This window comes from Polyangium sorediatum (genome assembly GCF_029946465.1).
In the GTDB taxonomy this organism is placed as follows: Bacteria; Myxococcota_A; Polyangia; order Polyangiales; family Polyangiaceae; genus Polyangium; species Polyangium fumosum.
Window position 1 is genome coordinate 75844 of record NZ_JARZHI010000003.1, and the last position, 20701, is coordinate 96544.

At 66.4% G+C, this 20701-nt stretch carries 25 protein-coding genes; 16 read left to right on the forward strand and 9 right to left on the reverse strand.

The genetic code is table 11. The features are described from left to right. The first annotated feature begins 29 nt into the window (after nt 1–29). From QHF89_RS04460 to QHF89_RS04475, 4 genes are all read left to right on the forward strand, one after another. Nucleotides 30–932: a hypothetical protein gene (locus QHF89_RS04460; protein ID WP_136967346.1), complete on the forward strand. Its 903-nt coding sequence runs from the start codon at nt 30–32 to the stop codon at nt 930–932. Between the two features lie 507 nt (nt 933–1439). Beyond that, nucleotides 1440–1928: a hypothetical protein gene (locus QHF89_RS04465; RefSeq protein ID WP_284720050.1), complete on the forward strand. Its 489-nt coding sequence runs from the start codon at nt 1440–1442 to the stop codon at nt 1926–1928. Nucleotides 1929–1985: 57 nt separating this feature from the next. Continuing rightward, complete coding sequence (locus QHF89_RS04470) at nt 1986–2807, forward strand: helix-turn-helix domain-containing protein (RefSeq protein ID WP_136967344.1); 822 nt, start codon at nt 1986–1988, stop codon at nt 2805–2807. Between the two features lie 93 nt (nt 2808–2900). Next, nucleotides 2901–3836 carry an alpha/beta fold hydrolase gene (locus QHF89_RS04475; protein WP_284720051.1) on the forward strand — a complete coding sequence of 312 codons (936 nt, stop codon included), beginning with the start codon at nt 2901–2903 and terminating at the stop codon, nt 3834–3836. On the opposite strand, the gene QHF89_RS04480 is transcribed toward QHF89_RS04475, so the two are convergent. Beyond that, nucleotides 3831–4694 (reverse strand): NmrA family NAD(P)-binding protein, encoded by an 864-nt coding sequence (locus tag QHF89_RS04480; RefSeq protein ID WP_136967343.1) that lies wholly within the window; start codon nt 4692–4694, stop codon nt 3831–3833. The two genes, QHF89_RS04475 and QHF89_RS04480, sit on opposite strands and share 6 nt — an antisense overlap. Before the next feature lie 199 nt (nt 4695–4893). Here QHF89_RS04480 and QHF89_RS04485 point away from each other — a divergent pair, with 199 nt between their 5' ends. From QHF89_RS04485 to QHF89_RS04495, 3 genes are all read left to right on the forward strand, one after another. Further along, nucleotides 4894–5718 carry a class I SAM-dependent methyltransferase gene (locus QHF89_RS04485; RefSeq protein WP_136967342.1) on the forward strand — a complete coding sequence of 275 codons (825 nt, stop codon included), beginning with the start codon at nt 4894–4896 and terminating at the stop codon, nt 5716–5718. A gap of 51 nt (nt 5719–5769) precedes the next feature. Beyond that, entirely contained in the window at nt 5770–6390 is a 621-nt protein-coding gene (locus tag QHF89_RS04490; RefSeq protein WP_136967341.1) for a hypothetical protein, read from the forward strand. Nucleotides 6391–6453: 63 nt separating this feature from the next. Further along, entirely contained in the window at nt 6454–6879 is a 426-nt protein-coding gene (locus QHF89_RS04495; protein WP_136967340.1) for a hypothetical protein, read from the forward strand. On the opposite strand, the gene QHF89_RS04500 is transcribed toward QHF89_RS04495, so the two are convergent. After that, nucleotides 6867–7373 carry a hypothetical protein gene (locus QHF89_RS04500; protein WP_136967339.1) on the reverse strand — a complete coding sequence of 169 codons (507 nt, stop codon included), beginning with the start codon at nt 7371–7373 and terminating at the stop codon, nt 6867–6869. The genes QHF89_RS04495 and QHF89_RS04500 overlap by 13 nt on opposite strands. Continuing rightward, complete coding sequence (locus tag QHF89_RS04505; protein WP_136967338.1) at nt 7370–7927, reverse strand: carboxypeptidase-like regulatory domain-containing protein; 558 nt, start codon at nt 7925–7927, stop codon at nt 7370–7372. The genes QHF89_RS04500 and QHF89_RS04505 overlap by 4 nt, the downstream gene beginning before the upstream one ends. A gap of 88 nt (nt 7928–8015) precedes the next feature. Between QHF89_RS04505 and QHF89_RS04510 the strand changes: the two genes are divergently transcribed. From QHF89_RS04510 to QHF89_RS04520, 3 genes are all read left to right on the forward strand, one after another. Next, nucleotides 8016–8678 (forward strand): DUF2271 domain-containing protein, encoded by a 663-nt coding sequence (locus QHF89_RS04510; RefSeq protein WP_136967337.1) that lies wholly within the window; start codon nt 8016–8018, stop codon nt 8676–8678. 46 nt (nt 8679–8724) lie between these two features. Continuing rightward, nucleotides 8725–8940, forward strand: a complete 216-nt coding sequence (locus tag QHF89_RS04515; RefSeq protein ID WP_136967336.1) for a DUF4266 domain-containing protein — start codon at nt 8725–8727, stop codon at nt 8938–8940. Between the two features lie 106 nt (nt 8941–9046). After that, nucleotides 9047–9694 (forward strand): hypothetical protein, encoded by a 648-nt coding sequence (locus QHF89_RS04520; protein ID WP_136934250.1) that lies wholly within the window; start codon nt 9047–9049, stop codon nt 9692–9694. A 13-nt stretch (nt 9695–9707) separates the two neighbouring features. On the opposite strand, the gene QHF89_RS04525 is transcribed toward QHF89_RS04520, so the two are convergent. Beyond that, complete coding sequence (locus QHF89_RS04525) at nt 9708–10736, reverse strand: DUF3570 domain-containing protein (RefSeq protein WP_284720052.1); 1029 nt, start codon at nt 10734–10736, stop codon at nt 9708–9710. 185 nt (nt 10737–10921) lie between these two features. After that, complete coding sequence (locus tag QHF89_RS04530; RefSeq protein ID WP_284720053.1) at nt 10922–11305, reverse strand: hypothetical protein; 384 nt, start codon at nt 11303–11305, stop codon at nt 10922–10924. A 200-nt stretch (nt 11306–11505) separates the two neighbouring features. Between QHF89_RS04530 and QHF89_RS04535 the strand changes: the two genes are divergently transcribed. After that, entirely contained in the window at nt 11506–12123 is a 618-nt protein-coding gene (locus tag QHF89_RS04535) for a rhomboid family intramembrane serine protease (protein WP_136934247.1), read from the forward strand. A 53-nt stretch (nt 12124–12176) separates the two neighbouring features. Next, entirely contained in the window at nt 12177–12689 is a 513-nt protein-coding gene (locus QHF89_RS04540) for a hypothetical protein (protein ID WP_136967334.1), read from the forward strand. Nucleotides 12690–12692: 3 nt separating this feature from the next. Here QHF89_RS04540 and QHF89_RS04545 read toward each other — a convergent pair whose 3' ends face one another. Together QHF89_RS04545 and QHF89_RS04550 are read right to left on the reverse strand one after the other, a co-directional pair. Next, on the reverse strand, nt 12693–13055 hold the full coding sequence (locus QHF89_RS04545) for a hypothetical protein (protein ID WP_136934245.1): 363 nt from the start codon (nt 13053–13055) through the stop codon (nt 12693–12695). A gap of 57 nt (nt 13056–13112) precedes the next feature. Then, nucleotides 13113–14822, reverse strand: a complete 1710-nt coding sequence (locus tag QHF89_RS04550) for a DNA polymerase/3'-5' exonuclease PolX (protein ID WP_284720054.1) — start codon at nt 14820–14822, stop codon at nt 13113–13115. Nucleotides 14823–14958: 136 nt separating this feature from the next. On the opposite strand from QHF89_RS04550, the gene QHF89_RS04555 reads away from it, so the two are divergent. The 3 genes from QHF89_RS04555 (at nt 14959) to QHF89_RS04565 (ending at nt 17118) form a co-directional block, all read left to right on the forward strand. After that, nucleotides 14959–15162, forward strand: coding sequence for a hypothetical protein (locus tag QHF89_RS04555; RefSeq protein ID WP_136967333.1), 204 nt, complete (start codon nt 14959–14961; stop codon nt 15160–15162). Between the two features lie 246 nt (nt 15163–15408). Next, nucleotides 15409–15822, forward strand: coding sequence for a SpoIIAA family protein (locus QHF89_RS04560; protein ID WP_136967332.1), 414 nt, complete (start codon nt 15409–15411; stop codon nt 15820–15822). A 189-nt stretch (nt 15823–16011) separates the two neighbouring features. Next, nucleotides 16012–17118: a M35 family metalloendopeptidase gene (locus QHF89_RS04565; protein WP_136967331.1), complete on the forward strand. Its 1107-nt coding sequence runs from the start codon at nt 16012–16014 to the stop codon at nt 17116–17118. 62 nt (nt 17119–17180) lie between these two features. Here the strand turns inward: QHF89_RS04565 and QHF89_RS04570 are convergent, their stop codons facing one another. Together QHF89_RS04570 and QHF89_RS04575 are read right to left on the reverse strand one after the other, a co-directional pair. Then, nucleotides 17181–18215, reverse strand: a complete 1035-nt coding sequence (locus QHF89_RS04570; RefSeq protein WP_284720055.1) for a hypothetical protein — start codon at nt 18213–18215, stop codon at nt 17181–17183. A gap of 29 nt (nt 18216–18244) precedes the next feature. Next, complete coding sequence (locus QHF89_RS04575) at nt 18245–19975, reverse strand: c-type cytochrome (RefSeq protein ID WP_284720056.1); 1731 nt, start codon at nt 19973–19975, stop codon at nt 18245–18247. A 365-nt stretch (nt 19976–20340) separates the two neighbouring features. Between QHF89_RS04575 and QHF89_RS04580 the strand changes: the two genes are divergently transcribed. Then, nucleotides 20341–20676 carry a hypothetical protein gene (locus QHF89_RS04580; protein WP_136934239.1) on the forward strand — a complete coding sequence of 112 codons (336 nt, stop codon included), beginning with the start codon at nt 20341–20343 and terminating at the stop codon, nt 20674–20676. Nucleotides 20677–20701 lie beyond the last annotated feature (25 nt).

Below are 20701 nucleotides of genomic sequence, written 5' to 3' on the forward strand. Positions count from 1 at the left end.
CCTCGGCGCGTCCTATCGGAGGATATACGATGAAAACGATGGTGTTTTTTGTCTTTTCTCTTCTCTCTGCGATGGTGATCGGCTGCGGCGGTGAGGACACCTCGAGCGGCGCAGGCACGCTCGCCATCCGGATCACGGGCGAGGACGCGGCGAAGACGGGGTTCCCTGTCGAGGAGGAGGGGGAGGCCATTGCCTTCGCCGACGGGTGGACCGTGCAGTTCTCGAAGGTGCTCGTCTCGTTCGGGGCGCTCGACGTGCGCGGCGCGGACGGCGCGGTGGCGATCGAATCGAAGGAGCGGTGGGTGGCAGATCTCCACGCCGGAGACGCATCCTTACCGGTGTTCGAGGGGATCGAGGCGAGGCGCTGGGACCGGTTCAGGTACGAGATCGCCGCGCCCGACGCGAGCGCCGTGGCGCTCGGCGGCGTCGCCGAGGCCGAAGTGCAAGCCATGATCGACGGAAAATTCAATTATTGGCTCGAGGGGACCGCGACGAAGGCGGGCGACACATACACGTTCGCCTGGGGCCTTGCGAACCCGACACGGAACGCGAACTGCACGAATGGGCTCGACGGGACGGACGGGGTGGTGATCCGGAGCAATACGACGACCGAAGCGGAGATCACGATTCACCTCGACCATCTCTTCTGGGACACGCTTGGCACCGAGGAGGCGTCGCTACGCTTCGATGCGCTCGCGGCGGCCGCCGGGACCGACAAAGAAATTTTGCTCGAGGATCTCGCGACGCAGAAGTTGTCGGACCTGAAAGGACTCGACGGGATGCCGCTCGTGGACGCCGAGGACAAGCCTATCGTCTACAACCCCGGGAGCGTTCCGCTCGCCTCTCAGGACCTCCTGTCCTTCCTGCTCGCGTCCTCGGCGTCGATGGGCCACCTCAACGGCGAGGGGCTCTGCACCGTCAGCGCGCTTTGACTTATGCGAAAACGCCGTCCAGGGGGGCCGCGACGTCTTTGTGTTCCCGTTCATGCGTCCTCGAACGCACGACATCTTCATCGACGTGTTCGCCGCATCGATCGCCGACATGCGCCACAATCGTCAAAGCGCAAGGGCTCGATTTTCGAGTCGCCCTCATGGCTCCGTCGGAGAAGCCATCCGCGCCGTCCCGACGGCCCGAGGACCACGTCGAGGTGGCCTGACGTCGTGAGGACCTCGCGAGCTGGCGGAAGGCGGATCGACGTGCGGAGTTCGCGTTCACCTCGCCCCCACCGCCGCCTTCAGCCGCGGCGTACTTACCGTTCGAGCTCTGGAGGACGATGCTGTCACCGCTGTGGATGACGCCTGTGCCGCCGATCTTCCCGATGCGGAACGTCTCCCTGGCGCGCTAGGGCTCGTGCGGTTGGCTTCCAGCGTGCTACCGCAGATCTCAGCGTGAGGTTCGTTCTGCCACGGTTCGGGCGCGAGGACGCCGTCCTGTTCGTCATGACGACGAGCATTACGCTCGCCTACTGCATCACGCACGACCACCTGACCGCGACGCTCTCGCCGGAGTATTTCCTCTTCGGCAAGGACCTCGCGAGCGACCCACGCCCGTTCCGATGGGCCGTGACGGCGCTCGCGGCCAAGGCGTCCTGGCCGCTGGGTCTGCTCGCCGGCATGGCGCTTCGGTTCGCAAACGAGCCGTCCGAGCGGCTCCCGCAGCGGCTGCCCCTTCGACGATTGCTCCACTTCGTGGCCATTCCCATGGTGACGGCGACGCTCGCCGCGCTGCTGCTCGGTACGTCGCCGATGAGCATCGATCCGTTGGATCAAAGCACTGTTGCGGAGATGCTCGCCGGCTCGACACACGCCGCGGCGTTCGTGCGGGTGTGGCGTGTGCACATCGGCTCGTATGTCGGAGGCGCGCTCGGATTGCTGCTCGCCGTGGCTCTCGTGAGGCTGCAACGAGGGCGACGCCGAGACGGCCGCTGAAGCGCCCTCTTCCGCCCGGCGCGACGCTGCGCTATTACGATCACGGAGCCTTGCCTCATGCCCACGCCGCACACCGCGGATGCCACGCCGAGCATCTTCGCGCTTCCGCCCCCTGATCTCTCGACGCAGATCGACCTTTGCTGGGCGACGAAACGCAGCGGCGGTTCGGGCACGACGTTTCACGAGTTTTTTCCCGACGCTGGCGCACACCTCATCTTCCGCCATTCTCCCGCCGGCTGTCGAATGGTGCTGGTCGGGCCTGCCACCGAACGCGCCACCGTCGAACGCGTCGCCGGTGGCGAGTACCTTGGCATCCGCTTCCGGGCCGGCCAGGCGCCGCGTTTCGCGGACGTTCGCTCCTCGGAGCTCACCGACGGATGCGTCGAGGTGACGCGGGTCCGAGGCATCCCGATCGAATCGCTGGCCGAGCGATTGCGCGCGCTGCCGGACCTCGGCTCGCGGCAACGCGCGTTTGCGAATCTGGTCAGGGACGCCGCGCCGCCGCTCGTCACGGATGCCCGCTGCCGCAGGGCCACGCTCCTCCTCGAAGCGCACGGAGGTCAGCTCCGGGTCGACGCGCTCGCGGACGCACTCGGTCTCCACACGCGCAGCCTGGAGCGCCTGTTCCTCGACCAGTTTGGAATGACGCCCAAGCGGATGGCCCGGCTCGTCCGCCTCCGCAACGTCCTCGGCGCGCTGCATAGCGGCGCCTTCGCGACGCTCGCCGAGCTCGCCCAGACGTGCGGTTACGCGGACCAGCCGCACCTGATCCGGGACTTCAAGACGCTGACCGATCGCCTTCCCGGCGAGAAAGGCGCGCACCGGAGCCGGCAGCTCGTGCGCGCCGATACGCGGATCGTCCACCGGGTTCGCCCGTAGCCCTCCGCGGGCTCGCGCGGCGTGTCGCATTTTCACAATACGGCCCGCCGGGCGCGCGCTAGGACGGGGCGACCAGCTCGGAAGGAGACCCCCATGCAAGCTTCGGAGGAACGAGAGCCGTCGGAGGGAACGGCAATGCTGTCGGGTGATTCACGCCCGGTGGTGGTGAAAACGCGGCGCGGCGACGTCGAATGCGCCTTTCTCGGCCATGGCCCTCCGGTGCTCGCGCTCCACGGTGCCATGGGTGGCTACGATCAGGCGCTGCTCCTCGCGCGCACCGCGGGGGTTCCGGGCTTCCGGTATGTCGCGCCCTCTCGCCCCGGTTACCTCGGGACGCGCCTCGCGCTCGGGCGAAGCCCCGCGGAGCAGGCCGATCTCTACCGCGATCTCCTCGATGCGCTCGGAATCGAACGGGTCGCCGTGATGGCCATCTCCGGCGGCGGCCCGTCCGCGCTCCAGTTTGCCCTCAGCCATCCGGATCGCTGCGGGGGACTCGTCATCCTTTCGTCCGTCTGCACCCGCGTCGAGACACGATTGCCGCTCGCGTGGTACCTCATGCGGATCACCGCGCGCTGCGGCCCGCTCGTCGCCGCCATGCGGAGAAAGGCCGAGCAAGATCCGGAACGATCGGCGCGCCGCTCGATTCCGGATCCGATCGTGCGCGCACGCACGCTCGCGGATCCCGAGGCGGGCCCGCTCTTGCGCGAGTTGCAGCGCAGCTCGTTCGATCGAATGCAGCTCCGGCTCCCGGGCTCGGAGAACGACGTCGCCGTAACCCGTCGCGATCAATGGTTTGCCCTGGAACGAATCACGGCGCCGCTCCTCGTCGTGCACGGGACGAACGACAAAGCGGCACCCTTTGCGCAAGCGCAAATCCTCGCGGCCCGCGTTCCCGGGGCCGAACTCCTCGCCATCGAACAAGGCGAGCACGTCTGCATTTTTACCGATCGCGACAAGGTCCGGGCGCGTGTGGGATCGTTTCTCCGCGCACACGCGCCCGCGGAATCGGCGACGACGCCTTCCTCATGAACGAGCGAGCGCCACGATCACCTCGTCGATGGGTGTCTTTCCCTCGACCAGGCGGTCGCCCCGCGGGGCAATGGCGCCGCTCCCGAAACCACGGTACATCTCGGCATAGACCTCCGCGAGGTGCTGTGGCACCCCGGCATGCACGAGCGTACTCACATAGGCATCTGGCGGAACATCGACGATCTGGAGGGGCTTGCCGAGCGCGGCCCCGAGCTTCTCGGCGATCTGCCGCGCTGAATACGCGGGCCCGTGCAGATCGATGTTCTCGCTCTTCTGCCCACCTTCAAGCAGCGACGTTGCGGCGAACGCGCCAATGTCCTTGGTGGCAATCTGCGGGACGGGGAAATCGGCCGACGGGTTGAAGTTCGGGAAGATCCCAGCATTCCGCGCCGGCACGAGCGAGTTCGCGACGTTCTCCTGGAAGGAACCCGCTCGAATCGCGGTGAGCGTGGTGCCCGTCGCGCGGAGCGCATTCTCCAGGTAATGAAGGCCCTTGATGGGCCCCGTGCCGTCCGGCAAATCTGCGCCCACAGAGGAAAGGAGGACGACGTGCGGAACGCCGCTCGCCTTCACCGCGGCGGCGATGCCATCCGCGGTCTCACGCTGATAAGCATAAAAATCCGGCACTGCATAATTCGGCGGAAGGAGCACGAAAAAGCCTCGCGCGCCTGCGAGCGCGGCGGCGAGCGCGTCCTTGTCCCCGAGCGCGACGACCGCGACCTCCGCGCCCTTCTTGGACCATGCAGCGCCCTTCGCCGCGTCGCGCACGAGGACCTTGACGTTCTGTCCTTTGGCAAGCAGTTCCGCTGCGACGACCGAACCGACGTTACCCGTCACGCCTGCGACCACGAAAGACATCCTGGACTCCTTTCGACGCACCTCTCCCGGGACATCATCCTACATAGAGGACACGTGTCCGTTATGCAAGACGCTCCCAGCAACGGCTCGGCGCACGGAATGCGGGGCCCTCGTCGCGCCGATCAGGTCGCTTGACCGAGGCGACCGGGCCTGATGTAAATCTCCAGGCCGCGCGCTCGCGTCGCGGCCCGAGGCGACGATGGAAACGAAAAAGGTTCGCCTGACCAAGGAAAAGGAGACGTACCTCGCCACGCTGTACGGCAAAGCGATGGATGCGACGGCTCCGAATACGATCCTCGGCGACCGATTCGCCGCGGACGCGGTCGCGCATATCGACTACGATTTCGAGGCGTTGAAGCTCCCGAGCGGGGGCCATATCACCTTGCCGCTGCGAGCCCGACATTTCGACCAATGGACGCGCGCGTTTCTCGCCCGACACCCCGCGTCGACGGTGCTGCACCTCGGCTGCGGCCTCGACACCCGCATCTATCGAATCGATCCGGGCCCGGAGGTCCGCTGGTACGACGTCGACTTTCCCGACGTCCTCACGCTGCGCGAAAAGCTCTATCCGGAACGCGAAGGTTATCATCGGATCGGCGCTTCCGTGACCGACCTCGCCTGGCTCGACACGATCCCCGGAGACACGCCGGTCCTCGTCGTCGCCGAGGGCCTTTTCATGTACCTCCGCGAGAGGGATGGGGCCGCAATGCTACGACGGATCACCGAGCAATTCCCGCGCGGAGAGGTCGTCTTCGACGGCTACAGCGCCGCGATGGTGCGCCTGGTCTCCCGCCTGGCGACCGTGCGCGGCGCCAAGGTCGAACTCGTCTGGGGGATCGACGACCCGCACGACCTCGAAAAACAGGTCCCGAAGCTTCGGCTCGTCGAGAGCGTCGCGTTTCTGACGATGCCTGACCTCGTCGACCGGCTGTCGAAGAGCTGGTTCTCCGGCGTGATGCACGGCGTCATGGGGCGGCTTCCATTTTATCGGAATCTCGTTCGCCACCTGCGTTATGCGTTTTAGACGCCCGCTTGCCATTGCATTCTTGCGCGACGAACGGAACCAGGACGGTCGATGACAAAAAAAGCCGCGCTCGAACATGCCACGAAGCAAGCTGAACGTGACGCCTCGGACCTCGACCCGTCACGCACGCTCGCCGCGCTCCACGCTGAGGACACGCGCGAGCACGCGTCCGTTCCTCCGGTCGATACCCCAGATTATCGCGCGCTCCGCGAACGCGACCGCGCGCGCCGTGCGCAGGCGGAATCGTCGCTCAGCCTCTTGCAGGAGCGCGGAGGTGCCTCGGCCGAGGACTTGTTTCACGCCGCGTGGTTGTTCAATCATGGGGATCACCCCGCCGAGGCGCGGCGCGCGCACGAACTCGCGCGTGAAGCGGCCGAGCGAGATTTTCCGCAGGCGCGCTGGCTCGCCGCCGCGGCCTACGACCGATGGTGCATGTACGAGGGTCGGCCGCAGAAATACGGGACGCAATTCGTCCCCGATGGCGTGCGTCATCGCCTTTGGGATACGGACCCGACGACGACCGACGCGGAGCGCGCTGCGTGGGATGTGCCGCCGCTCGCCGCGCAGCTTCGCCGCGCGGAAGAAATGACCCGCACGGAGCCGCAGCCGTCCATGACCGATGCGCCGGCGTGGCTGAAGGCAGCGATCGCCCGCTGGGGAAAATCCGGTTGAGGCGACGCCTTCGTTCGCGGTAGCCTGGGATGCTCATTGCCGCATCCTCGGAGTCCTGACGAATTGGAGCCCCCCGCCCTACGCATCCCGACGAGTCACCCGGACGTCTGGATCGAGCCCCCCGATCTCCTGCACGTCACAATGCGGGGCACCGTCGACGTGGCGGAGGCGATGCCCCTCCTCGCCGCGCAGCTCGCGGCCGGCGGGACGTGGCCGCATGCCATCGTGCTTTGTGATGTCTCCGGCCTGGAGTGGATATCGATGGCGGCTCGCCGCAAATTCGCCGAAACACGGAATGTGGGGCCTCCGCGGGCCATCGTCGTGATCGGGGCCAATGCGATGTTACGAAACCTCGCCGATCTCCTTTTTCGCGCGGTCCAAGCGCTCCGCCCCACGCACCCGAGCCCCACTCGCTTCGTGCGTAACCTCGCCGAGGCCCGCGCCGCCATCCCCGAACTCCGCCGCATGCTCGGCGCTCATTCCGATTGATCCTCGGCCGCCCGCGCGCACGCGGCCTCGTCCGTCGCGGCCGCCAACCAGCTTAGCAGACATCGATCCGCGTCGTCCCCGCGGACGATCCGCGCGCCGCCCTTGTGCGCCTCCTCGCCGCGTGCCTTTCGAATCAACGAAAGCCGCTCCGGCTCGTTGCCGCCCTCCGCGCAGACCAGGCTGAGCACCTCGGGTTCGAGCCCGATCACCGATCGATAACTCGCATCGTGCTCCGCGTCGGTCGTCTCGCCGTCACCCGGCACGTCCTCCGCGGCGAGCCGCATCCCGGAGCTCCCGTAGAGCCGCAGGTTTCGCTCGGGTTTTCCGTGACAATCCAGCGTCGCGCACCGGTACTCCAGCGCGCCGCCGACGCTCGGATACGTGACCCGGCTCGGGACGAGCAAGACATCCGTCGGTTCCGCTTCGGGCGCGCAGGCGACGGCGAGCGCGGGGAGCACGAGCGGGAACAACGAGCGCAGGAGCATTCGTCTCACGGACAACGGTCCTCCAGGGTCGCGGCGACGGAGAGCAAATAGACGCGGCCGGCGGAGCGTGGACTGGGGTCGTTGGTATGGCAGCTCGCGCACGACCCATCGACATTCACCGGCGATTCCATTTCCTGACGAAATCCGTCACGCTCGATCGCCACCCGCATCGGATATACGGGCGTGAAATCGCCGGGCCTCACGAAAAAATTCCCGGCGCAGTTCGTGGCCGTCACATAGGCCGTCCCGCGCGCGTCGACGAGATGCACGAGCACATCGGGGATCGGCTTTGTCGCATCGGCGCGCTCGTAGATCGTCCCGGCGACGGTGAGCTCGGTGGCCTCGGCGCCGTCGTGGCAGACGAGGCATGGCTGTCCGGGGCGGTGCAAGGGGCCGAGAGGAATGGCAGGGGACTCGGGCCCGAGATCCGCAATGGCGCCCTCCTGGAGCGGGTTCGTGCATCCCATACCCGCAATCCCCAAAAAGACCCCCGCGAATTGCACCGCGGAGGGCCAGCGAGGACCCGACCTTCGTGAAGCAGGCTTCTGCGTCAGCGTCGACACGAACAACTTTCCTCTTGTCTCCAGGGCGTGATCTCCTCTAAACTGAACATGAAAGTAGAAATCAACATCAACAGGGTACCCGGCGCCGATGGTCAGGTCAACGAGAAACGCGAAACGTATCGCCCTCGCGTGGGCGTCAGGCCTCTTCTTGCCCATGCTTCTCGCTTGTGGTCCCGCGACCCGCAGCGACCCTGCGTTCTGGACGCCTTATACCGGCGATGACGGCGCAGGCAGCACGGCCTCCGAAGCGGCAAGCAGCACGGGAACGGGTATGGGCGGCGCGGGCGGAACCGGCGGCGGGGCGCCCGCCGGCGGCACGCTATCATTTCGCGTCACCACCGTCTCCCTCGACGGCGAGTATGCCCCGAAAAACATTGGCGCCATCTGGGTCACGGACGCGCAGGATACGTTCGTGAAGACGCTCGAGGTATGGGCGGCCAAACGCGTGGAGCACCTCGTGCGCTGGAGAGCTGCATCGGGCACGAATGTCGTGGATGCGGTCACCGGCGCCACGAGGAAATCGCACATCGAGCACGCGGTGTTCTGGAATGGCACGAACACGGCCGGCCTCGAGGCTCCAGATGGCACGTATCGCGTGCACGTCGAATTCACCGAATGGAACTCGTCGGACTCCGGCGAGGATCCCGGGCCGTGGATGACACTTGATTTCGTCAAGGGCCCGAGCGCCCAGGAGACGACCTTGCCGGACGAGCCGGCATTCATCGGAAGGTATCTTTCTTGGACACCCTGACGAGGGTCCTTCCCTCCAATCAGCCCCGTTTCGACGAGAGGTCTCCATGGTCCTGCGCATCACGCGTCTCGTTTGCCTGCTCGGGCTCCTGCACGGGCTCGTGGCCTGCACACACGTCGCGCCTTACGAGCGCGGGCGCCTCGCGCATCCGACGATGGCGGTCGGCCCCGTCTCCGGCCCCGGCGAATCCCACATGCAAGCGGTCCACGAAGGCGCGACCGGCGGGTCGGCGAGCGCCGAGGGCGGCTGCGGCTGCAATTGACGCGCGCGCGTGGCTCCTCGTCGCGGCGCTCCTGCTCGTTCCGAAAGAGACGCTGGCCGCGGACACGCCCCCGAAAAAGATCCCCAGCCTGAACAATGGCCTCTCATTGTCGCTCGTCCAGGATCTAGGGATCCACGCGGGCAACGACGTCTGCTCGCCGGAGAGCCAGCTCCACGGCGATTACGCCTGCTTCCGTGACTCGGGTACGCAATACCACGGCACGCCGCTCGTCGCGCGCGGCGGGGATGTGCGGCCAGGCCTCCAGATCGCGACGACGCGGATCTTGCTCGGCTTCGACCGCGTGGTATTCGACAACGTCACGCTCGGATTGCGCGCCGGATGGGTGCTCCGGGGAGGCGGGCCGCGGCCGAGCGGCGCCGAGGCGCCGGAATTCTTGCCATTTCACGGCGAGATCCGCGCGGGATATACGTTCGGCGTCCGGCCCTTCGCCAGGTCGGGGTTCCGGGGCTCTTTCTTCGTCGCCGCCGGCATCGCTCAATTCGACACCGCGTACCGCGTCGTCGTCGAAGAGGACACGACGAAGCCGCCGCCTGCGAGCCAGCTCGACAATCCCCCCTCGCAGACGCTCAGCGCGTACCGAAAATCCGGAACGGGCTTCGTTGGCGTTGGGGTCGCGGCGGCTTATGCGATCTCACCTTCGTTCGGCATCTCCGCCGCCCTGAAGTTCACAAAGCCCTTTCCCTCGACCGGCACGCTCCTCTCGCCCGAGCTCTCCTGTTCCTACGCTTTCTGAAGCGCCACCGACGTCAATCGAATGTCGCTTGCAGGGCGAGCGCCGAGAACAAAGCATTCCGCCGCGTGAGGTAGAGCGCGTCGAGGTAATGCGTGAAGACTCCGTCCACCTGGAGGCTTGCCGTGAACCTCGCGCCGAGCTTCACGGACACCCCTCCTCCGCCCGTCAGCGTCCAGAGCGGCCCGAGCTCGCGATCCCCGGTTCGGATCGCTGGAATCGTGATCGATCCGTCCGCCGCGACGGCCACCTCGGTCGCGCGCTGCCAGAACACGGTGCCGGTCTGCGCATGGAAGCGAAGGCGCGGCCATATCGTGACGAACCGCCCGATGTCGATCGAATATCGCGCGTCCGTCGTGCTCGCGGCCATTCCCCACGAATCTGTGTAGAGCCTCTCCTCGACGCGCAGCGTGCCGTGCGAACGGCGGTGCGCGAGACGTCCGGTCAGCGCGAACCGATCCCGCGTGAGAGGCAATGCCTCCAGGGGCCGCGCGTGCAGGCGTAGCGCGCTCACGAGCTCGACGCTCGCGCCGGAGGGCACATCCTCCGCGGCGCCTACCTCGAAGAGGGGCACGTAACGATACGGTTTGGCCTGGTTGCCCCGCTCGAACATCGCGTCGAGCTGAATCGCCGCGATCGTCGAGGGATTCACGACGATCGTGAGCCCGGCATTCAGGTCGTGCCGCTCGAGTGTCCATCCAAACACGTCGAACGGGGTCCCCGCGCGTCCCGCCGTATCGTGCCGGTACGAATACCCGAGCAGCAGACCGTAATTCTTCTCGTCGAGCTCGAGCGTCCCGCGGAGCCCTGCAGATATCGACAAATAATCCGGCTCGCGCGACAGCGACGCATGCGCGCCGACCCCGACGTCTCCTTTTTCGTAGCCCCCTTCGAGGTTTCCGGCGTGGCGGACCTCGGTCCAGGGGGGCGACGCAGTGGCCACGATATCGGGCGACGCGGCGGTCACCACGTCGACGAGATAACGACCGCTCAGGGACCAGCCTGCCGTCGGGCTCGAAATCGTGCCCGCAATCGTCGGAGTCACGACGCCGACATGGGTATCATCGAGATAAAATGACGTCTCGGCGCTGGCGCTGGCGTCGAGGCCCGACGTGGCCTGACGCTTCGCAGGCGTCTCAGCTTTCGGGTCGCCTGCAAACGAAAGGGGAAGGGAGAGAATTGACGAAAGGAGAGCGCAGAGGAGCGCGATCTCACGGTGCCTGAAAGACATCAACCTTCGCCGTCGTATTCGTCCTCGTCGTCGTCGTCGTCGTCATCGTCGTCATCGTCGTCATCGTCGTCATCATCGTCATCATCGTCATCGTCGTCATCATCGTCATCATCGTCATCATCGTCATCGTCGTCGTCGTCATCGTCATCGTCGTCATCGTCGTCGTCGTCATCGGGCGGCATATAGATCCCCGAGCCCGTGGAGCTGGACGTCGTCGCGCCACTGCCGCCGGTGCCTCCGGCGCCACCCGTACCGCCTCCGGCGCTCGCGCTCGTGTCGTCGTTCGCGCCCTCGTCCAATACCTCCACCGTTTTGCGTGCTTGGTCGTGGCTATCGAGCGCCGCGCACGCAGGCAAGCCGACAACGAGGGCCGGGACGACCATGCTCGTCAGGTAACGTCGCAGAACGAAATCACGCATACATCCCCCCGAACATCATGAGTGTTCCTCCAGCGAAACGGCCCCAAACACGTGCTTCCTCTAACATCATGGCCTGCTTCTAGCGGAACAATCATGAAAATGCAAGTGATTTTCAACAACGGGCGGAGGCCCGCGATGCGTCCGTACCGTGATATCCTCCGGTCATGAACGATCTCCCGGCGCATCTCCTCGCCTTGCCCGTTCCTGTTTTGCTGATTGCTTCCGTGGCGATCGTGAGCCTTCTCGGGTTGGCCTCCGAGCCCGTGCGGCGAGCGCTGATCTTGAGCCCTTATCAGGTGCGCAAGAACGGGCACGTCCATCGCCTGCTCACCGCAGGCTGGGTGCACGCGGACTTCTCGCACCTCGCGTTCAACATGTTCTCGCTGTACTTCTTCACGGAGCAAACCATTCGCGTGCTCGGCGTGGCGCGGTACCTCGCGCTGTACGTGACCGCCGTGATCGTCGGGTTCATCCCCACGACCCTGCGGCACATGCGAAACCCGAATTATAGCTCGCTCGGGGCGTCCGGCGCCGTGGCCGCCGTGATGTTCAGCGCCGTCCTCCTGGTCCCAAAGCTCAAGCTGCAGCTCATGTTCCTGCCGATTCCCGTGCCGGGCATCGTGTTCGCCGTGGCGTACCTCGCCTACAGCGCCTGGCACTCCGTCGCCGCGGGCGACGATATCAACCACGACGCGCATTTCTCCGGCGCGATCTACGGCGCCTTGCTCACGTACCTCCTCGAGCCGGCGCGCGTGGAGCGAACGGTGAAGAGCTTCTTTTGATCACCCGACTTCCCTCTTGTGTCGGGCGCGCAGCAATGGAAACCTCGCGGGCCATGCGGACCCTTTCCCGCCTCGTACGTCCCGGGGTTTGCCTGGGGCTCGGCCTTTTGCTCTCGGCTTGCACGCTCGACGAATACACGCCTCCCGCCCCGCCAGACCAGGACAACGAGGAGGCTTGCACATCGCTCACCGAGATCGCGCTCGGCGAGTCCTTGTCCCTCTTCGACGACACGAGCCGGGGGACGGACTTGACCACGCAGAGCCCGATGTTCAAAGGCTGCATGCCTGGCGAGAGAATCGGCAAGGAGCTCGTCTTTCCGGTCCGGCCCTCGGCGCCGGGCACGCTCGTCGCGACGCTCCTGCCCCAGTATGCGCACCACTGGCTGCACACGTGGACCACCTGCCCCGGCAGCGGAGGCGACGTGCTCGATTGCTCGTTCGGATCGATGATCGAGGCCCACGACGTCAATCAAGTCAACGTCCACGCGGACGCGACCTATTACGTCATCGTCGACGGGTGGATGGACGAGGCCGGCGAGTTCGAGCTCATGCTCGAACTCAAATGACGGCTACTCGACGACCGCCTGCATGAATCCCTTCATGAACGCACGGTACTCACGCGTCGGAATCATATCCATCATGCGGGGCACGCGGCTCTTCAGCCATTGCAAGATCGCCAGGGTGTCGCGCTTCATGATGAGCACGACGAGCTCGCCGAGCACGTCTTCTCCGAGTTCATTTCCCACGATGGAGAAGATCTGCCGGCCGAGCTCGTAGCCACAATCGGTGAAGCTCTTCTCGCCCGATCGCGCCTCATACACGAGGACACGGAAAAACAGCGGGCAGGCGTTCGAGGCGGGGGCACGTCCCGGGAGCGTCCGCGGACGGGCCGGGCTCGGGGGGCGGCTGTCATTCTTCGCTTTGGGGGTCATGCCGATACGCCGGTGCGAGGATCGTACCGGGAGCACCTGCAACTTCGGCGCCCACCATCAATGGATGGGCCTGACCGCCGCCGCGAAACCTTCGGGGCCGAGCGCATTGAGCACCTCGCTCCTGCGGAGCCCGCCTCGCCGCGCCATGCCCACGCCGAAGCGCAGGGACGAAAGGCCTTTCGTCGAATGCGCGTCCGTCGAGATGACGAAACGAATCCCTCGCTTCCGCGCCTCCTTCAGCCAGCGAGGCTCCATATCGAGCCGGTACGGGTCCCCGTTGACCTCGATCGCGGCCCGTGACGAGGCGATCACGTCGAGCACCTCCTCGACCCGGCAAGCGAAGGGCTCGCGCCGCAAGAGCAGGCGGCCGAGCGGATGGCCCCATATCTTGAAGATCGGCTGCCGCATCGCCTCCACGAGCCTTTGCGTCATCGCGGCCTCGTCCATCTTCATGCGTGAATGGACGCTCGCGATCACCACGTCGAGCTGCTCCAGGATGGCGTCGGGGTAATCGAGCGCGCCCGTCGCGAGGATGTCCGACTCCGTCCCGCGCAGAAGCTTGATCTTTACGCGCTCCTGGACGCGCGCGATCTCGTCCCATTGCAATTTCAGCCGATCGAGCTCCACACCCCTCGCATAATGCGCGGTCGGCGAGTGGTCCGTGATCGTGAGGTATTTCATCCCCATCGCCTCGGCCGCGCGCGCCATGTCCTCGATCGTGTCGTTGCCATCGGAAAAGACCGTGTGGCAATGCACCATGCCCTGGATGTCGCCCTGCGTGACGAGGTCGGCGAAATCGTCCTGCCGCGCAGCCTCGATCTCCCCGTCTCCCTCGCGAAGCTCAGGGGGCACGGGATGCAGGCCGAGCGCCCGATAGATCTGCGCATCGCTCTCGATGCGGACGAGCGCGCGCGCCTCATCGAGCGCGAGGCCCTGCTCCGTGGCGACCCGGCCGAGCTCGGCGAGGTGCGCCGAGGAGCCTGTGCGCATTAAAAGAGCTCCCGCATAATGGGCCGGCGCGACCACGTGCACCGACGCCGGCACGTCTCCCGCGAGACACAGATCGACCCGTTGCGCGTCTCGGCACCGCACCCGCGTCACCCGCGGAAATCGCTCGGCGTGATCGAGCACCACGCCGGCCTCGTCACTCGCCACGACGACATGCACATCGGAGACCGTTTCGCAAAAACGACGCACGTCGCCGGCGAGATCCGCCTGCTTTACCTCCGGGAAGGCGCGGAGGTGGTCGAGCAGCGGCTCCGCGACGCCGAGCGCGTCGACGAGCAGCACTCGCGCCTCACGTGTCTCCCGCTGCGCGATGGCTTCGAGCAGGCTCTGCTGCGTCTTCAGGCCGAATCCTTTCACCGAGCGGACGCGGCCCGCGAGGCACGCCTGCCGCAGCTCCTCCACGCTCGTGATCCCCAGCGCGTCGTGGAGCGCCTGGACTTTTTTCGGGCTGAGCCCGGGAATCTCGCAAAGCTCGAGCACCCCGGGCGGCAGCTCCGCGCGGAGCTTCACATGGAGCTCGGATTGCCCCGTGCGGACGAGCTCGGTGATGACGGAGGCGAGCGACGCGCCAATGCCGGGTACCTGCGTCAGGCGCCCCTCCTCGACCAGCCGGCCGAGGTCCTCGGAGATCGCCTCGACCGCCGCCGAGCCATTCTCGTAGGCCTGCACCTTGAACGAGCTCTCCCCTTTGCATCGGAGCAGGGCTCCGATCTCGCGAAGCGCTCGGGCGACGTCGAGCTTGTCCACCATCGTGCTCATCCTCTCCAGCCAGTACCAACAGGCACAGGACCGACGCCCTGTCAAGCCTGGGACATGCAATGTCCGATCGCGTTTTCTTTTTCATGGACGATGGCGCACCGGACCGGCCATCCTTTTTCTCTTCGAGGAGGCCCCCATGCCGCATGCGCTCTTGCAAGCGAAGCCGCACCCGCTCGCCGTCGTCGTGGTGACCGTGACGTGTTTGCTCGGTGCGTACGTGCTCCTTTCCCGCTCGCCTGTCCTCGTGCATCCATCGACGCTCGAAATGGCACCCGTGCACGATTCCGACGAGAGACCGGCATCGCCCCGGGATACCGCCGCGCCAGGGCGACGGTACTGATCGTTCCCCGCCCGCTCGTTTTTCCTTCTACAACCATTCCAGCATTTCTCCACGCCATGCCACGACGCTGATCGCACGCGTATCCAGCGGTGCCGAGCGCAAGCAAGGCACTTCCGTCATCCCGCTGACGCGCCGCTTCGAGGTAATACGGCTCTCCCGAACGAGCGCAGTTCGCGCGCTGTTTTTGCTTGGTTTCACCTATCGGCTTCGGCACGATCTACGCTCGATCGTGTCGCGAGACACCCGATGAGGGAGAAGCATACGGTATTTTTCGAGCCGCCGGATACGGCCGTGTGGAGGTTCAACGGTGACATCAGCGAGGCGGACATGCGCGAGCTGACGTCACGGGAAAAATCCCTCATCGCAGGCCGCCCCTATCTCCTGAAGCTCGTGGATCTTTCACGCACCGGAACCGTCAGCGCGGGCGCGCGCAGGGCGGGAGCGGAGAAGGTGCACGACGTCCCCGTGCTCGGCGTGGCCGTCTTCGGGGCGCACTTCGCGATCCGCGTCCTCGCGGACCTCGTCGTGCGCGCCGGTAGCTTCCTCCGGCGAATCGACGCGGTGCCCACCCGCTATTTCGCGACCGAAGCCGAGGCCCGCGCCTGGCTCGCGGAGCGACGCGCGCTCATCAAGGCCGAAAAGCAAAACCGTTCCTCGTAATGGCAAGAGCCCGCCCATTTCGGTCACTCGAGTGACCACCCGTCCGCATCGCCACGTCCTCTTTTTTGCTCCTTCAGCCGATTTTAGATTTCACTTCGAAAGCGAAAATGGTAGGGTCGATAAAACAGTGAGGGTCGACCTGGTCGCGGCTGTTACCGCCGGTCGTTCCTCCTGTCCAGGGGTCCAACCATGAGCAAGACGCTTCCTTTCAGGTGGCTGGCTTTGGGTGCTGCGAGCGCGTTGCTGCTCGGCGCGTGCGTCGTCCAGGACGACGAGGACGGGGCCGGCAGCGAAATCGTGGTCGACGAAGGAATGGATCCCGCCGCGGGTGACATCGCGGTCGAGCTCTCCGTCGACAAGGTATCCGTGAGCCTGGCTGAGAGCGTGACGGTCACGGTGAAGCTCACCAACACGACGAAGCGCGCGATCCACCTGCCTGCGTGGTATGCGCCTGGCGAGGACCTCGAAGAGGATCTGTTCCTTGTGACCCGCGGCGGGCAACCAGTAGAGTTCACGGGTCCGCATTACAAGCGGGCGGCGTTGTCGGACGAGGATTACGTCGTGCTCGGCCCTGGCAAGACCGTGACGCGCACGGCCACGCTCTCGGGCTTCTACGATCTGACGCAGACGGGCACCTACACCGTCCAGTACGCGGCCGACATGCTGACGCCCGTGACGAAGCAGGCGGTCTCGCTCGATTCGAACGAGGTGAGCCTCTGGATCGAGGGCCGCGCGAATGCGCCGTCGCCCCAGTTCCTCAGCGCCCCGGGGCCGCAGAACTTCGGGAGCCTCGGCTTCAACAAGTGCAGCGCGGACCAGCAAACCACGGTCACGCAAGCGCTCGGCGCGGCCAGCACGATGGCGAACGGCGCGGTCGCCTACCTCGGCGGCTCGCCCTCGGCGACGCCGCGGTACACCACGTGGTTCGGCGCGTTCTCGACGAACGGCTGGAGCACGGCGAAGAGCCATTACGCGGCCATCAAGGACGCGGTCGATTCGAAGTCATTGAACTTCGATTGCGGCTGCAAGAAGAAGTACTACGCGTACGTGTATCCGAACCAGCCGTACAACGTGTACCTCTGCAGCGTCTTCTGGAGCGCGCCGCTCTCCGGCACGGACTCCAAGGGCGGCACCATCATCCACGAGCTTTCGCACTTCGACGTCATCGCCGGCACGGACGACTGGGTGTACGGCCAATCCGGCGCGAAGTCGCTCGCGCTTTCCGATCCTACGAAGGCGCTGAACAACGCCGACAACCACGAATACTTCGCCGAGAACACCCCCGCCCTCCAGTGACCGAGCGGCGCTCGCGCGCCCCCGCACCTCGCCCCCGATGGGCCCGTCCGATTCGGACGGGCCTACTCGAAGACGTCGGACTCCGGCTCGTACAAAAAGACCCGCGCGCGGGGCTCTGCCTCGACCGACGTCTGGCTCACTGTGACGCCTCCCGGCTGCGATGCCGGCAGTTTTTCCGGGCTTTTCGGGGGAAACCACCTCCGGAGCCAGCGGCTCATGATCACGAACGTCCCGACCCCGCTCCGCCCCGATCCCACCGGGATCGTGTACGTCGTGTACGCCTCCGTCGTTTCGCCGCGGACCCTGAGGAATCCGCCTGCGACCTTCGTCTCCTTCGCCTCGAACCCGAGCAGTACCTCTGGCAAGACAAACACGACCCGCGCCTCGTCCCCCTGTTGGTCCTGGTATGCATTCACGCGGCCCAGCAGGATCGGCACGGCCACCACGCGTGCCCTCCGCATCACGCGGAGATCGGGCGTCCCTTCGAGTGTCCCTTCCACGCGCTCCACGACGATCCCGTCCCCGTCCGCCCTGTCGAAGGACAGATACGACATGGGCCCCGAAATCAGGCTGCGCCCCTTGTCGGCTGATTTCTCCTGGAAATACCCGCGCACCTGCCCGCTGCCCATGCCTTGGAACTCCGGTTCGGCGTAGAACGGCGAAGGCCAATCGTCCTTCCCGAACTTCATCTCCCCGCATTGTCCCGGCGGCATCAAGCGGATCTCCTCCGCGGGCCCGTCGAGCCACGGATAGGGCCTCCCGCGGCCATCCATGATCTTGAGCGGCCGCACGCCCGCAATCCCCGGCCCTTCCTTCGGCGCCTCCTGTACCTCCTCCTTCGGCAGGTCGGCCATACGCACCTCGATCATTCGAACGATCCGGCGGATCCGCGCTTGGTCGATCGAGGTTTGTCGCGAGCAACAAATCGCGTCGTGTTGGCAACACGCGGGGGCCTTCGGGGCCTTCGCCGGCTTCGTGGCGAGCGGCGGAGGCGCCTCCCAGCCCGGCGGCGGCGCGGGCGCGTCGGCCGCGCGCGCCGCCCCTCCCTGCGTCGAGAGCAACGCCGCGCCGAACACGAACGCAGCCACGTTTCGCATTTCGCTCCCTTCCCGCGCCGAGCGCTTCATCACAACGTCTCCAGGTAGGCGAGCAGCGCCTTCTTGTCCGCGCTGCTCAGCGTGCCGGGGAACATCCGTTGATCCTTCGCCGAGAGCATCTCGTCGAGCGTCGAATACCGCCCGTCGTGGTAATAGGGCGCGGTCCCGCGTACACCGAGCAGCGACGGCGTATCGAAATCGGCGCGGCGCTCACCTTTTTGCCCGCTGCCCACGTCGTGCGGCTTTCCGTCCGTGCCCCCGTCCTTGTGGCAACCATTGCAGCCATAGGCCACGTACACCTGCTTGCCTCGCTCCGTGATCTCTTGCTCCTTCGGCTTCGACGGCGGCGGAGGCGGCAGCGACGAGACGTACGCGAGAAGCGCCTTGTAGTCCTCCTCCGAATGCTTCGCAAGGCCGGTCCCGCCGAGCCGCGTGAACGTCTCGTTCAAGTGGTCGCGCACCGTCGCGTGCTCCCCGAACCATCCATACGGCCCCGTGCTCGTGACGCGCCCCGCGAGCATCGGCGTCTGTCGCAGGCCGTCGGGGCTCGTCCACGCGAGCCCGTCCTCGCGCCCTTCGGGATGGCAACTCGCGCATCCGCGGCCCATGCCGAGGCGCGCGTCCCGCGTCGTATGAAACAGCCGCCGGCCTCGCTCGATCTTCGCGTCCCGCGCCACGCCCGATCGCCGCCAGAGCGGTACGCTCGTCACGACAAACGATTCACGCTCGATCCGCGAAAGCGCGCGATCCATCTCCGACCATACGAACACATGTTTTCCTTCGTCGGAGAGCACGAGCGAGCTCGGGCCCGCGGGGAGCGCGGCCCGCCGCCGCTCGGCGAGGCTTGGATCCCCGACCCATGGATCCATCTCGATCACCGCGTCGATGTCGAGACACGCGACGAAGAGGCCATTCTCGTCCGCCGCAGCGCTCCGCGGCAGGATACAATCCTGCCCGAACGCCGCGTTGAATACGCCCGCCACGTGGTTCGTGATCGATCGCTTCGCGCCCGGGTCGACGACGCTCACGAGCTGCGCCATCGTCCGCGGCCCTTGACCGGATCCGCCGTATCCGATCGTCATTCCCACGGCCGGCGCGCCTGGATCCACGCTCGTGTGCGGCGCGAAGATCCGGAGCGCGTCCCGCGTTCCGTCGCTGCGCGTCCCGACCACGCGCGCGAGCGCATACCCTTGCGAGGCCGCGCGAGGTGTTTTGTCGTCGAACGTTCCATCCGCGCCCACGCGCCGGCCCGCGCGCAGCGAGATCGCTTCAGGCTCCTTCGCCGCGTCTTTCCAATCGACCACCGACACGACGCCCCCCACCGCGTGCGTGACGAACGCCGCCCCGCCCGCGTTCGCCACGATCACCGCGCGTGGCTCGCGCGGCAGCGGCATCACGCGTGAAACCGAGAGATCGGCGGTCGCGAGCACCGTCAGCGCCCCGCCGAACCCGCTCGTCACGAGCAGCGATCCGCCCTCCTCCGCAAACGCCCACGGCTCGGCCGCCACGTCCACCGCACATCGCTCCTCGAAGGGTTTTGCGAGCGCCTCGTCGGCAGGCTCGAGCAAGAGCACGCGTGACGTATCGCGCAACCCCACTGCGATGAGGCCTCCTTCGAGCGCGAGCACGTGCCCTGGCCGGCCTTCGAGCGGCGTCACCGACACCTGTCGCATCGAGCTCGTGTCGACCACATGAAGCGCCCGCTCGTCGTGATCCGCGACGAGCGCGAGCGTGTGCCCCCCGGCACGAACGAGCGTCACCGCTGAACTCGCGCCGCCGGCCGCAGCGCGCTCGAAGCGGCGGGGCGATCGCGCCGCGCAACGCGGCGGGCCGCTCGGCGCGACGGACACCGCGGACGCGGCTAGAGAAGCGGATGCGCTCGACGCGGCGCCGACGTTTTCTTCGCTACGATGGTTGGAGGTGCAACTGCTTGCCGCGACGCCACACGCGACGAGGGACACGGCGAAAGCCGCGTGTTTCCAGGGAGAGCGATGGGTCATCTCGATCGCGGCCTTTCGTGTCCGCGTGATGCGCGAGATTTTTTCGCGCTGCCTCCTTTCTGCGTCAAGGACCATGCGCGAAACCCTCTTGGGGGAGGCGTGTTCCCTCTGCTAGGATGCCCCTCGTGACGACGCCAAACGACGCGACGGACGACGCCCCGAGCACACGGCGGGTCCTCCCCGATACGCTGGAGCGCGAGAGGGCCGAGCGCACTTCCCAGAGCGCCCCTGCCCCGCGCGGCGCTCTCTACGAGATCGTCATATCGTACAAGGAACCGACGTTCGCCGAGCACGCGGGCCAGGAGGCTCGGACCTTCCGCGGCACGTTCCGTATCGAGGCCGCCGACGAGGATGACGCGCGTGTCCGCGCCGTCGCCGAGTTCCGCCGCATCCAGGCGAGCTCGTCCGTGGGCTGGCAGCGCGAAATCGTCGACGTCGCCTGTCGGCGCGCCGACCCCTGATCCCAGCACGCGCCGGGCGACGCGT

Coding starts and splice junctions, on each gene's coding strand:
- QHF89_RS04460 (WP_136967346.1), top strand. CDS start 30: ATGAAAACGATGGTGTTTTTTGTCTTTTCTCTTCTCTCTGCGATGGTG.
- QHF89_RS04465 (WP_284720050.1), top strand. CDS start 1,440: ATGACGACGAGCATTACGCTCGCCTACTGCATCACGCACGACCACCTG.
- QHF89_RS04470 (WP_136967344.1), top strand. CDS start 1,986: ATGCCCACGCCGCACACCGCGGATGCCACGCCGAGCATCTTCGCGCTT.
- QHF89_RS04475 (WP_284720051.1), top strand. CDS start 2,901: ATGCAAGCTTCGGAGGAACGAGAGCCGTCGGAGGGAACGGCAATGCTG.
- QHF89_RS04480 (WP_136967343.1), bottom strand. CDS start 4,694: ATGTCTTTCGTGGTCGCAGGCGTGACGGGTAACGTCGGTTCGGTCGTC.
- QHF89_RS04485 (WP_136967342.1), top strand. CDS start 4,894: ATGGAAACGAAAAAGGTTCGCCTGACCAAGGAAAAGGAGACGTACCTC.
- QHF89_RS04490 (WP_136967341.1), top strand. CDS start 5,770: ATGACAAAAAAAGCCGCGCTCGAACATGCCACGAAGCAAGCTGAACGT.
- QHF89_RS04510 (WP_136967337.1), top strand. CDS start 8,016: ATGGTCAGGTCAACGAGAAACGCGAAACGTATCGCCCTCGCGTGGGCG.
- QHF89_RS04515 (WP_136967336.1), top strand. CDS start 8,725: ATGGTCCTGCGCATCACGCGTCTCGTTTGCCTGCTCGGGCTCCTGCAC.
- QHF89_RS04530 (WP_284720053.1), bottom strand. CDS start 11,305: ATGGTCGTCCCGGCCCTCGTTGTCGGCTTGCCTGCGTGCGCGGCGCTC.
- QHF89_RS04535 (WP_136934247.1), top strand. CDS start 11,506: ATGAACGATCTCCCGGCGCATCTCCTCGCCTTGCCCGTTCCTGTTTTG.
- QHF89_RS04540 (WP_136967334.1), top strand. CDS start 12,177: ATGCGGACCCTTTCCCGCCTCGTACGTCCCGGGGTTTGCCTGGGGCTC.
- QHF89_RS04545 (WP_136934245.1), bottom strand. CDS start 13,055: ATGACCCCCAAAGCGAAGAATGACAGCCGCCCCCCGAGCCCGGCCCGT.
- QHF89_RS04550 (WP_284720054.1), bottom strand. CDS start 14,822: ATGAGCACGATGGTGGACAAGCTCGACGTCGCCCGAGCGCTTCGCGAG.
- QHF89_RS04555 (WP_136967333.1), top strand. CDS start 14,959: ATGCCGCATGCGCTCTTGCAAGCGAAGCCGCACCCGCTCGCCGTCGTC.
- QHF89_RS04560 (WP_136967332.1), top strand. CDS start 15,409: ATGAGGGAGAAGCATACGGTATTTTTCGAGCCGCCGGATACGGCCGTG.
- QHF89_RS04565 (WP_136967331.1), top strand. CDS start 16,012: ATGAGCAAGACGCTTCCTTTCAGGTGGCTGGCTTTGGGTGCTGCGAGC.
- QHF89_RS04570 (WP_284720055.1), bottom strand. CDS start 18,215: ATGCGAAACGTGGCTGCGTTCGTGTTCGGCGCGGCGTTGCTCTCGACG.